The sequence below is a fragment of the Limnothrix sp. FACHB-406 genome (assembly GCF_014698235.1).
Taxonomy (GTDB): Bacteria; Cyanobacteriota; Cyanobacteriia; order CACIAM-69d; family CACIAM-69d; genus CACIAM-69d.
The window spans coordinates 85979-95533 of sequence record NZ_JACJSP010000017.1 but is presented as its reverse complement, the minus strand read 5'-3'; the positions used below and the strand labels follow the sequence as shown (position 1 = coordinate 95533).

The window sequence follows — 9555 nt, the reverse complement described above, 5'->3', positions numbered from 1 at the left end:
TCGGAGACGAGCGAAGGGATGATCTACGGCTGCTTAATGCATTTGATGGTGAAACGATTAGCGGGGATGGCTGATTAATATTGTCTTTATAAATCAGCTCTAAAGTCAGTTAATTTAATTGTTCCCGAGGAGGGATGAATCAAAATATTGGCCGGCTTAATATCTTTGTGAATGACTTTTCGTTGATGCAAGTAATCCAAAATTACGGACAATTGCAGAGCGATAGACAAAACTTCATGCAAAGATAATGGCTGATTTTGAGCATATTCACGAAGAGAAATTCCTCCGAAATCTTCCATGATTAATGCATAACTATTTTCATAGGCGGCCAAAGCGTAGGAGCGGACGAGTCCTGGCATGTCCAAGGCTTGGGAAATCGTGTACTGATTTCGGAACTGCAATAATTCCTCAAAACTGGGATAAGTTGATCGCAGAATTTTAATCACAACAGGCTGTTGTGACGGTAACTGCATTCCGCGATAAACAGCAGTTCGAGAACCTTGGTAAATTTCTTCAATGAATTGATAACCCGATAGTTGACAATTTACCAGCATTAGAGTAGACCCAGAAAAAGACGCAGAAATAGACAAGGAAGCACTTTGAGATTTTTTCAACTATTTTTAAAATTTCAGTATATTAGTCATACATTTTGGTCTAATAAGATACAGAGACTTCTATAGCAAAATAGTTTTTCGCGTATTTTACTATTTTATAATCTTAAGGGACGCAATAGTTTTGGTGCGGCGATCTCCGTCAAAATTGGTGACCGTCCTAGATCTGGTCAGTCAGGCAGCTATGCTTTGATGCTCCATGATGATACCCAGGGTTATCCCAGCTCAAAACTGGTAATGCCAAATATCTGACCCAAAGGCAGCTCCGGCGAGCACCCTCGGTACATTCGGGCAGTTTCAAAAGCTGGTTTCATTTTGTATTTCTGGGCCAGTTCGATCGCCTGCGGATTAGGTTCAGGGACATCTAAATAGAAGGTTGATCCTAATGGAAGGGTGGCCATCAAGGCTTGGATAAGTGCATCAGCCAGATCAGGGGTTTCAGCATTGAGTGGGCCGATTTTGTAGCCGGTGTGGCACGCACGAATCACGCCATAGGCACAGAGCCGATCGCCCTGCAAAATTCCCATGGACTGAGCGTCAGGCTGATCAATCCAAGCCCGTAAAAATTGCTCGCGTTGCTCAGGAAAAAAGCGACGATCGCACTGTTTCAGTTGCTCAAAGGGGATGGCGGATAGCGGCACAAGGTCGGGGTGGAGTTGGTCAGCGCGATCGCTGATGCCCGCAAAGCGAATATTGCGATGGGCAAAGGTAAATCCTGATTTTTGATAATTCTCTTGTTGGGCAACCACGCCATCTAAGCCGATTGTTCGGCCTTCAAGGATCTCGATGGCACGCTGCCAAATTTGGATGCCATAGCCTTGATGCCGAGCGTCTGGGTGGACGATATAAAACCCAATGAAGCCAAAGGAATGGCCGTATTTGACAGCGGAAATGGTGGCAATTGGTTGGCGATCCAGCTTGCCCACCAAAAATCCCTGGGGATCTGCTGCATAGAAACAGTCCGCGTCCTGTAGCCCAGGATTCCAACCCTCTACCCTCGCCCAATCGATCGCGATCGATAGTTCCTCGCGAGCCATGACAGCAATTTGGTAGTCCTGAGATGGAAACGACATGGGGTAATTCCTCAAGAACGGCCAAGCAAGCGGGCACTGCCCTCCGTTCTAGCAAGCGACGTTACCCGATCGCCTCAAAACGGCCGGCTAACTGACTGGGATCGGTGTTGTTGACAAATCCCAACACAACACCTGCACCACGAATAAATGTCCCTGGCGTGTTGCGCAGATTGCCCAATTCCAAGGCGATCGCACTGGCCGTTAAGCCTCCCGCGAGGCCAATCACATCTTCCGCGCTGAAGTCGGTGATGATGTCGGCCAGGGCAGGGTTACTGTCGGCGGTGGTGGGATTGAGAATGAATCGATCGACCCCAGCTCCACCCGTCAGCAAATCCACTCCTCGATCGCCACTCAGCCAATCATTCCCATCGCCGCCGATCAGCGTGTCATCGCCTTGACCACCGAAGAGGCTGTCGTTGCCCGCTTCCCCAAACAACAGGTCATTGCCCAGGTTGCCATACAGATCATCATCCCCATCACCGCCTTCGAGGCGATCGTCATCGCGACCACCGGAGAGAAAATCATTCCCACCACGACCGGAAAGGGTGTCGTTGCCTTGGTTTCCGGACAGGGTATCGGGGCGATTGGTGCCGATCAACAGATCGCTGCTGGAAAGAGTCCGCGCGATCGTGCTGTCAATCCAACTGGCAAAGGCTGAAAGCCGGGTCGCCGCAAAAATTTCGCCGTAGCTGGTGTCGTTTGCGCCGGTCACGTCGGCTCCCGTGGCCCGGGGCACAGCGCCATAAGACACCACCCCGGCCACGCGGTTGCCAAGAAACAAAGGCCCCCCGGAGTCGCCACTGCTGGATCCCACTTCAGTGCTGCCAGTGCCCCGATCGCGCAGGCCAAAATCACGCCCTAGGCCATCATTGCGATCGGTTCCATTGTCAAAGTCATAGATCAATTGGGTTCCAGGCAACACGGCCACATTTGACTGGCGGTTTAAAACATCCCCTAGCCCATCAATGCGGTTGGTTCCTAACCGACGAATGGCGGGAAAATCACCCACTAGTTCCCCAACACTACCCGTGCCCGGCTGACCATAGCCCACCAGGGTCGCCACCTGCCCCACTTCATCGCCGTTGCGGTAAATATCGTAGCGATCGGCCCCATCGGGAGCCGAAGAAGTAAGCCACAGAATCGCCACATCATTGTTGGAATCTGGATCAGAGCTGTCCCAGTTGGGGTGGACAAAAATTTGCTGCACCCGCACTGACTGTCGCCCCTCGGGCACATCGAAATACACCTGATAGCTGTTGTCGCTCACCAGGCGATCGGCCACACAGTGAGCCGCCGTCACCACATGCTGGCCCGACAACAGCAGCGAACCGGTGCAGTCCACTTGGCCACCCGTGCCATAGCCCACAACCCCATCAAATCCCTGACCTGTGGAGGACAAAAACCGCACATCGTTCGCCTCATTGGAAGCAACGGCAATGCGCGAACGGCGATCGAGCGATTCAAGGGTCATAACTATCCGTTAACCGAATTCATCAACAGGCCACTGCGGGATTCGACTCCGATCGGCTCGATCGGGTTTCCCAAACCAGCAATCTGCCCCCGCTGGCTGCAAAATTCTCCAGCGCTTGACTAATCGCCTGATGGTTTCGCTGGGTTGATTCGATTCGGTGAACTCGGTTAAGGCAGTGAATTGGGCTGTTGAATCATCAACGGGCGGCTTAACTCTCTTCGCTGGCCAAGTTTGGGCGATTGGGGGTTGCCGCTGAAGCGATGGTCGGTGGTTGATAGAACCCCGCCACCAGGGCCAACATTAACCAGAAAAGCGTGCTGACCTGGGGGCGATACCAAACCGTATCCACCAAACCATGGGCCAACATACCGGCCATGGTGGCCAAGGCCGCCAACAACCAGTAGCCCTGGCTGGCTTGCAGTTGTCGCAGTCGATTGAGGGCCCTTCCCCCTTGATACGCCGTCATGCCCAACAGCCAAACAAAGCAGGTGAAACCAATCACACCCGTTTCCACCAACACTTCCAAAACCACGGAATAGGCACTGAGGGCACTGAACTTCGGCTTTTGGTAACGCGGATAGACGCGGTTGAAGGCCACATTACCGGGGCCAATGCCTAACCAAGGGCGGTCTTGGATCATCTGCAAAACCGCTTGCCAAACGTTAATGCGGAAGTTGTTGCTGCTGTCGCCCCGGCCCGCAAAGATGCTGAAGACCCGATCGCGCAGAGGTTCCAAAGCCGCCACCGCCAACACCATCAGGGTTGTGCCACCGCCCAGCAGGGCCGGCATCGCCCACCGTCGCCAAAAGGGAGTGAACCGCACAGACCACCAATAGAGCAGCAAAATTCCCAGCACCGCCAACTCCACCACCAGCCCAATCCAACCACCTCGGCTGAAGGTGAGCACCAAGCAGGTTCCATTCAACCCCAGCAGCACCACGCCTAAGATTTTTTGGATCCAGCCTTTCCAGGCCAAGATCGCTGCCACACTCAGGGGAACCGAGGCTTCTAGGTAACCGGCTAGCAGATTGGGATTGCCCAAATAGCTGTAGACCCGGGTTGTTTTGCTGAGGGGTGATTCTGGATCAACCCAGGTGGCCAGGGCATCGGCTCCAAAGATCCATTGCCGCAGACCATAGACACTGGTGGCTAAGGCAGCCAGCAGGTAGACGGTGATGATGATGGCGCGGCCCCGTTCCAGCCGGGTGACCCGTGCCAGAACACAGAAAAAGACCAGGTACAAAATCAACTTAGTCCAGCCCACGAAGGCGGCAGCCTGGACGGGCGAAAAGGCCACGGCCACGGTGGCGATCGCCCCATAAAGCAACACCAACAGGTGAATGGGGGTGAACAATCCAGGCTGATCACCAGCTTCCGCAGCGGCAACGGGGCGATCGGTCACCGTTAGCAACACCCAAAAAGCACCGGCCGCCAACAGCAACAGCCCCAGCAAATCCGTTTCGGCAAAGGGAGCCAAGCCAAAAACCGTGGCCGCCAACAGGGCCAGCAGGGTTTCGCCCCAATGCAGCAGCCAGCTACTTTGTCGCCAAGCGCTGAGGGCCCCAATCCAACGACCCAGCCAGCTTGTTTGTCGCCACTGGGTTAAGGCGACTCCAGAGAGGGTGAGGGTTTGCCCGATCGTGTCCCAATGGGTCATGCGAGGAGGTGGCGGCGATGCCTGTGTGGAAAACAGCACATTTAGCCTAGGTCGATCGGGGCCCAATGGCTAGCGATCGCGCCGCTGGCGGTTTTCCCAAATTGGCTCAACGATTCACGCAACCCTTTACGTGACTACCAGCATCACTACCAGCGCAACCCCTAGCGTAACCCTTGGCTCACGCCTAAGACCAAGCCGGATGGCGCATCAGGGCATTCATCACCCGCACGCCCCGCAGTTGATTGGTGGTGGGCAAATGGCCTCGGGGCGCTGCCAAACTCCAGGTAAATTCACCGGGCCAGCGCGTCCAGTGGTTACCCTGTTTCCAGTTAATTTTGGGCCAGAATTTTTCCCAATCTTGCCCCACACCCAACCAAATTTCGCGCTGAATCGAAAAGCCAAATTTCCCTTCGGAATAGGTGCGCCACAGGCCATCAATCACTTGCAGATCAAGGGCGGGGAAGCGATCGACCTCGGTGAAATACAGCCATTTGCGTTTGACGGCTTCGGGGCCCGCCAGCTCGCACAGTTTTTGGATGGTGATTCGATCGGCCTGATCAAAATCTTCCTCAAGCAACGCCGTTTGAATGGGTTGGTAGTCCACGGTGCATTCCCCGGGCAACTCCACCACCCCATCGGGATAGTAGCCTTCAAGGAAGTTGCGAGCCTGGGGCAAGTCGGCCCGGTTCAACAGTTGGCCGATGCGACCCAGCAGCGGATCGATCGTGTCAATGGCCAAGGGCTGGGGCGATCGATCCTTGGCAAAGTCGATCAGCAAGGCCACGCCATCATCCAGGGCCGCTAACGCCGGAAGGGCAGCCAATTGCTTTTTCAGGTTGCCGCTGTTGAGCGCGGTGGCCAGGGAGTCGAGGGCGGTAGACGGATCAATGACGGCGGACGCAGGGGAATCGCTCATGCCAACCTAGGAAGAACCAGCGTTTTCAAGAAATGGTTGTTAAAGGAAAATTGGCCGGAAATGGCGCATTAGGGACTACGGCGCAAACCCCAAAACCACGAACGGATTGATCGGTTTGCCCAGGCTTCGAGATTGCAAATCATGATTACCAATCGTTGAGCGCTGCTCAGGGATTGGCTTGATCTTGCTGCTTAAGCTTCGGGAGCTTTCGGGAGCTTCGGGATCTATGGTACTGGGTTTCGCGGCCCTTGCCCGATCGCCCCGGTATTCCTCAGCAGTGCCTCTATGGGCCCCTGCATGGGGCTGGTTCAGGCCACAAGCGATCGGGCTTCTAAAGATAGCCATGCTCCGCTAAAAAGTCGGGGGTGATGGCATAGCTCTCCCCCGCGCCGCCGTTCAGGGGGCCCGCTCCCGATCGCAGGAGTTTTTCAACATATTTCCCCAACACGTCCCCTTCCAGGTTGACGGCGGCCCCGGGCTGCAAGTCCTGCAAGGTGGTGTGGGCGTAGGTGTGGGGAATGGCGGCCACCTTGAACCAGCGGCCATCGTCCGAACAATCGGCGATCGTCAGGCTGATGCCATCGATCGCGATGCTGCCCTTTTGAACGATGTAGCGTGCGACCCGATCGCTCGCCTGAAAACTCAGTTCCCAGGAGGTGGCCGTGGCGATCGCCGATTCAAACCAGCCGGGCCCGTCCACATGCCCCGTCACGAAGTGGCCGCCAATTTTGCTGCCCACCCGCAACGAAGGTTCCAAGTTCACGCGCTGCACTTGCCCCAGGGTGGTGCGATCGATGGTTTCCGGGGACACAGCCGCCACAAACCCATCGGGCAACAGGGTTTCCACCGTCAAGCACACCCCATTCACCGCCACGCTATCACCCAGTTCCAAACCGGGGACAATCGCCCCGATCGCCTCGGGTTCGCAGGTAATCACCACCCGATCGTTCCCCAGTCGTTCCAGGGTTCCCAGTCCTTGCACCAATCCTGTAAACACTGCTGAGTCCTAATACCTGATGCCGTTAAAAGCTACTGATCAAAACTGCCGATCAAAACTGCCGAATCAAAACCACCGATCAAAACCACCAAATCAAAACCATTGAGAACAAGGACAAAGCGTCGGTCATGCGTCAACCGAATGGGGAACTGATAGGCTCATAGACTAAACTTCCCGCCATGGAATTCCCCCTCTGTAGCCCTAAATCCTTCTGGTCTCAGAATTTAGTGGTGATCGCTAGATGCCAGATAATTTGCTGGAAAAATGGGCCGTAGCTGTTTTTTTGTCGGTCTTAATGTATTGAATACACGATCCCAAAAATCTTGAATACCGTAATTCCCATTAAAACAGGTGTGGTGGAGATCATGGAAATCTGATGAAATAAAGAAAATTGATAATGAGCTATGTCCTTCTAAATTGTAGATATTGCCGACGATGACCCATGCACAGACTTGAGTAATATCATACCCAAATATAAAAATAGGCAAAAGATCCGTAAGGGTCGTAATCAGGTATTCAGGAAAACTCTTATATCCAGCCACGAAGCTGGAAGAGTCACGAAATTCATGATGTTTAAGGTGAATTTTTACAAAAGCTTGTCTATGAAGCAGCCAGTGTGCAATATAAAAGCAAAGATCTGCAACAATAATTCTTGCCAAAAACCATGCGATATTAAGGAGTAAGCTATTTCCTCTGTGAACCTCCGGAGCCAAGTATAGAATTACAAATGCTGCTGCCAAAGACCTAAGTTCACCCAAAACAATTCCCTTGACTGTAAAAGCAGGAAATGTCTGTTTTTTGACTTTGACCACTCTTGCGGTTAGTTTTTTCGCCAGAGAATCATTGCTTTTAATATTTTTTTCAATCAGCAAACCAACGCCATAAAATGAAATAGAGCCAACTGCCCAATAGAGAAAAACTTGATTAATAAATGAAATCTGAGAATTTCCCAGAAAGTAGAAGAATACTTGTTGAATGAGCGTACAGGCAATTGCCACTTTGATATAGAACTCAATGCCAGGAGCAAAGTTAAGAAGTTTTTGCATTGATTTTTCTAAACAATTCATTTCGGTAAGAATTTATCGTTTTATAGAGTGTTGACGGTCTTTTTTACTATATCTGAAACCGGCAATTGCGATTTGCCCCAGGTGAAGGATGGCGTGATTTCCCAGCCAGCGATTTCAGCAGCACGGCATCTTGATTGGTTGAGTTTTGGGTGATCAAGGTGATCAAGGAGTTGACATAATCAACGCTCAAGACCAGAGTAAGTGATTCATTGCTTTAAGGGATTTAGGCAAGATTTTGCTTGGAATTGTTCGATTATCGAGCGGGTGATTTTTTCATCGTCTGCGCGATCAAGCCGTTGCAGCACCTCCATCACAATCGATAATTCTAAACCGGGCAACACTTGCGAGACTTGAATTTCGCGACTGCCCCGATCGGCGATCTCAAATCCAATGATTGATCGCGATTCGACGTTCACCACCCAATTTTCCGCCACGCCAAGTCGTCAAAATTTCGGTGGCGAAATCCGAGTTCAGAATCGCAGCCGCTAGAATCGCAACCGCTGGCGATGGTTGGCCACCGACAGCACCAGCCCGATCGCCACAAAATTGGTGAGCATTGCCGATCGCCCATAACTCAACCAGGGCAAGGGAATCCCCGTGATGGGAGCCAGGCCGATCGTCATCCCAATGTTGACCGTAATTTGGAAAATCAACATTCCCAACACGCCAATCGCGATCGCCGAGCCAAAGTTATCTTTCGCGGATTGGGCGATCGACACCAACCGCAAGCAAATAATCCAAAACAGGGCCAGCACCACGATCGAGCCAATAAAACCCAGCTCTTCGCCCACCGCCGCAAAGATAAAGTCTGTGTCCTGCTCGGGAATGAAGTTCAACTGGGTTTGGGTTCCTTTGAACAACCCCTGGCCCCAAAGCTCCCCCGCCCCGATCGCGATCCGCGACTGGATCAAGTGATAGCCCCCACCCATCGGATCCTGATCTGGGTTGAGAAACATGGTGATCCGGGCCTTTTGGTATGGCTTCAAAAAGTCCCAAAAGATTTTGCCCAACCCCCCGGAAGTCAGGTTCACCACGATCGCTCCCAAGCTGCCATAGATGCGCCAGGGCAGACTTTTCCAAGCCGCAAAACCCATCAGGGCCACCCAAGCCAACCAAGCGGGCAAGTAAACGTTAAACAACACGGCGGAAATGACCGGCGACACCAGCAGCGCCAGCCAACCGGGATTGGCATTGCCCCAATACAACATGCTCATGCAAATCGACCCCAGCACCAACGTTGATCCCAAGCTGGGCTGCAAGAACACCAGGGCGGCGGGCACGGCCGTCACCGCTAGCACCTGAAACAAGCGCGGCAGGGTGGAAATGCTTTCTTGGTTGATGGCGCTGGCCAGGGTGATGATTAGCCCCACCTTGGCAAACTCCGAAGGCTGAATATTAAAGTTCCCGATCGTCAGCCAACGTTCTGCCCCCAAGGCCGTTGTCCCAAACAGCATCACCGCAATCAACAGCAGGTTAATGCCGCCATAGATCCACCAGCGCCAACGCTCCACTTCCTCATAGCGCGATCGGGCCAGCCAGAGGGCAATGATTAAACCAATGGCGCCCATCACCAGGTGTTGAATCCAGTTCGTGCCCCCGGAGCTGAGTTCGACGCTGCGGATGCTGATGCCACCAATGACGGTCATCACCGTGACCGCCAGCAGCAACACCCAGTCAATATCAGCCCAGGGTTGAATCAGCGATTTGAGATTCCAGCGACTGGAGCGCAACATGGAAGAAGCCATTGAGTGCAAGCAAAGGGC

The 9555-nt window shown here is 53.0% G+C and carries 8 protein-coding genes; all 8 read right to left on the bottom strand.

Annotated features, from left to right (window positions below):
* Positions 1 to 86: 86 nt before the first annotated feature.
* Positions 87 to 590 carry a protein kinase gene (locus tag H6G53_RS15170; protein WP_242030932.1) on the bottom strand — a complete coding sequence of 168 codons (504 nt, stop codon included), beginning with the start codon at positions 588 to 590 and terminating at the stop codon, positions 87 to 89.
* A 236-nt stretch (positions 591 to 826) separates the two neighbouring features.
* A complete protein-coding gene (locus H6G53_RS15165; RefSeq protein WP_190534376.1) occupies positions 827 to 1684 on the bottom strand; it encodes a GNAT family N-acetyltransferase in 858 nt (285 codons plus the stop codon).
* A 61-nt stretch (positions 1685 to 1745) separates the two neighbouring features.
* Positions 1746 to 3155: a trypsin-like serine protease gene (locus H6G53_RS15160; RefSeq protein ID WP_190534373.1), complete on the bottom strand. Its 1410-nt coding sequence runs from the start codon at positions 3153 to 3155 to the stop codon at positions 1746 to 1748.
* Between the two features lie 208 nt (positions 3156 to 3363).
* On the bottom strand, positions 3364 to 4812 hold the full coding sequence (locus H6G53_RS15155) for an IctB family putative bicarbonate transporter (protein WP_190534370.1): 1449 nt from the start codon (positions 4810 to 4812) through the stop codon (positions 3364 to 3366).
* 184 nt (positions 4813 to 4996) lie between these two features.
* Positions 4997 to 5728: a GUN4 domain-containing protein gene (locus tag H6G53_RS15150; RefSeq protein ID WP_190355577.1), complete on the bottom strand. Its 732-nt coding sequence runs from the start codon at positions 5726 to 5728 to the stop codon at positions 4997 to 4999.
* A gap of 331 nt (positions 5729 to 6059) precedes the next feature.
* Positions 6060 to 6725: a riboflavin synthase gene (locus H6G53_RS15145; RefSeq protein ID WP_190534367.1), complete on the bottom strand. Its 666-nt coding sequence runs from the start codon at positions 6723 to 6725 to the stop codon at positions 6060 to 6062.
* Between the two features lie 224 nt (positions 6726 to 6949).
* Positions 6950 to 7771, bottom strand: a complete 822-nt coding sequence (locus tag H6G53_RS15140) for a sterol desaturase family protein (RefSeq protein ID WP_190534364.1) — start codon at positions 7769 to 7771, stop codon at positions 6950 to 6952.
* A 506-nt stretch (positions 7772 to 8277) separates the two neighbouring features.
* The gene (gene rodA, locus H6G53_RS15135) at positions 8278 to 9537 is read right to left on the bottom strand and encodes a rod shape-determining protein RodA (RefSeq protein WP_242026199.1); all 1260 of its coding nucleotides are present in this window, start codon (positions 9535 to 9537) and stop codon (positions 8278 to 8280) included.
* Between the last annotated feature and the right edge of the window lie 18 nt (positions 9538 to 9555).

Coding starts and splice junctions, on each gene's coding strand:
- H6G53_RS15140 (WP_190534364.1), bottom strand. CDS start 7,771: ATGCAAAAACTTCTTAACTTTGCTCCTGGCATTGAGTTCTATATCAAA.
- rodA (WP_242026199.1), bottom strand. CDS start 9,537: ATGGCTTCTTCCATGTTGCGCTCCAGTCGCTGGAATCTCAAATCGCTG.
- H6G53_RS15155 (WP_190534370.1), bottom strand. CDS start 4,812: ATGACCCATTGGGACACGATCGGGCAAACCCTCACCCTCTCTGGAGTC.
- H6G53_RS15150 (WP_190355577.1), bottom strand. CDS start 5,728: ATGAGCGATTCCCCTGCGTCCGCCGTCATTGATCCGTCTACCGCCCTC.
- H6G53_RS15165 (WP_190534376.1), bottom strand. CDS start 1,684: ATGTCGTTTCCATCTCAGGACTACCAAATTGCTGTCATGGCTCGCGAG.
- H6G53_RS15160 (WP_190534373.1), bottom strand. CDS start 3,155: ATGACCCTTGAATCGCTCGATCGCCGTTCGCGCATTGCCGTTGCTTCC.